Origin of the sequence: Campylobacter sp. CNRCH_2013_0855, assembly GCF_025773025.1 — a bacterium.
Lineage (GTDB): Bacteria > Campylobacterota > Campylobacteria > Campylobacterales > Campylobacteraceae > Campylobacter_D > Campylobacter_D jejuni_C.
This window is the reverse complement of sequence record NZ_JAKMTE010000034.1, coordinates 1-2,153: the sequence shown is the minus strand read 5'-3', so window position 1 is coordinate 2,153 and position 2,153 is coordinate 1. Positions and strand designations below refer to the sequence as shown.

Annotated in this window: 1 protein-coding gene and 1 pseudogene; both read right to left on the bottom strand. The window is 25.5% G+C overall.

What is annotated here, in order from left to right; all coding sequences use genetic code 11:
- A partial coding sequence (locus L8X40_RS08225) for a motility associated factor glycosyltransferase family protein (protein ID WP_263667669.1) occupies positions 1-1,791 on the bottom strand: 1,791 nt, incomplete at its 3' end.
- Positions 1,788-2,153 (bottom strand): annotated as a pseudogene (locus L8X40_RS08220) (hypothetical protein); the annotation flags it as partial. The pseudogene L8X40_RS08220 and the gene L8X40_RS08225, both read right to left, overlap by 4 nt.

Here is a 2,153-nt window from a genome sequence, read left to right as displayed (position 1 = left end):
GTTATTTTTTTGTTCTATATCGGCCAAAGCTCTTTCTAAAATCATCCTTTGTTGGTATAAAATATCAATAACTTCTTTGATATATCTTTTATGGTTGATGATATAGGATAATGTATTAACAAGCTTTTCTTGATCATTTTGTGTTTTTAAACTTTGTAGTTTTATAAAATTAGGCTCGTTTGCAAAAATTAAAGTATAGAGTATATCGCTCATACTTTCCCAGTTTTTTTGTGAAAACAATAAAGATTTAAAAGTTTTGATGTATTCTTGAGCAAGATTGATTTGAACATGATCAAGTTGTTTAAGAGCATCTTCTAAAGTATAGTTGTTTGCTATAAAATTGATTTGCTCTATAATAGGGTTTAATTTTGTTAATATTAATTCACATTGGGATGCAAAAATTTGGTTAATTTGGATGTGATTTTGCAAGGTTGAAATTGTAGATAAAATATATTTTTTATAATCATTTGAAAGACTTACAGAAGGAAAGTTTTTATTTGTGTTTTGTTTGTTTAAAATTTCATTACAAAGTTCTTTAAAAGATTTTTCTATACTTCCTTCTATCCTTGCTCCACCTTCTGTGGCATTATAAGTGGTGATAAGGTGTTTATTATTTTGTATATCTTCCTCATAAGCTTTTTTATAAAGTTCCCATACACAATGGGTGTAAACTTCTTCTTTTCCTCCATAAGCTAATGTTTTTATGAGTTCATAACGATGTGTATCTGTTTTTTCACCTAGTAAAAATTCTTTAGGATGAGAATTTAGGTTTTTATCATAAGCTAAATCTTGCCCTATTAAAATGATATTTGTATAGCCTAAACCTATAGCAAAATGGTATAAATAATTAGCTACGCTTGAAAATTTTGTATCTGTATAGCCATAATCATCAAGCTTAAAACTATGATTAAAATTACTAGATGCTAGGGTAATAATGATGTTTTTTTGATGATCTTGTAAAGTTTGGATGATACTAGGATTTGTCGTGTCTGTAAGAAGAAAAATTGCATTATTGTCTTCATAATAATCTTTAAAAAAAACATTAGAATCTATACTTTTTTCAATACAACCAATATAATCAGGTTTGATATTGTGTTGGTGTAAGATAGTATAAGATCCATCAGCACAAAATATAGTAACTTTATTTTGAATTTGTTTTAACAAAGGGAGTTGTTTTATAAGACTAGGTCCACTTGCTACTATAATGGCATTTTTGCTTTTAGATTGGTGTTTTGTTAACAACTCTTTGGTGCTTGGATTTGTTAGCATAGGATAGAGATTTTTTGTGAAAAATTCTAAACCTTCTAAACAAGAAGAGCTTGAATGCATAGCATTTTTTATATGCTCTAGTGCTTGAATGCATGTATTTTCTATATATTGACTAAAATGAGTTTTTTTGAATGAAAATAGCGTAAAAATTTCATGGTAAAATAAAATGTTTTGACTTAAAAACATTATCTTAGCATTTGAAAGATGAAAGTCTTGAGTGTGATAGATTATAAGTTGGTTGTTTTTAAGAAAATTACTAAAATCATTATTTTGAAGTATGTGATAAACTATCTCTAGATCATCTTCAAAAATAATAATATATTTTAAGTTTTCATTTTTAAAAAGTTCTAAGATATACTCTCCTATACCATATATAAAAAGTATAGGGTAGTTTGAATAATTGCTTTGAATATTTTCTAAAAAAAGTTTATTTCCAATAGGTTTTTTGTGATTTTTGCAAGTTAAAATTTTAGTTGCCAAATTTTTTTCAATATTTAAGATATTTTTTTGTAAAAAATTCATTTATTTTCCCTTGAAATGGCACTATAAAAATTTATCAGTGTTGATTGAAGAATTTCAAACCACTCTTCTTGTTTTAAAATCCACAAGATCATTCTTGTTTTTTTATCTTCTTGGCTTATTGCTGGCATTAAATAAATTTTTGCAAGTTCTAATTCGACATTTTTTAACGCAGGAACTAAAACTTCTCCTAATAATGCAAAATCTTTTTCAAATGAAATTTTAAACTCATGAATTTCTTCATTAAACTTTAAAATTTTTGAAAAATCCAATTCTAAAATACTAAAACTTTTTTTGATATCAGAAGTAATGTCTTGTAAATGGTCTTTAAAATTTTGAATTTGATCTAATATATTTGTATTTAA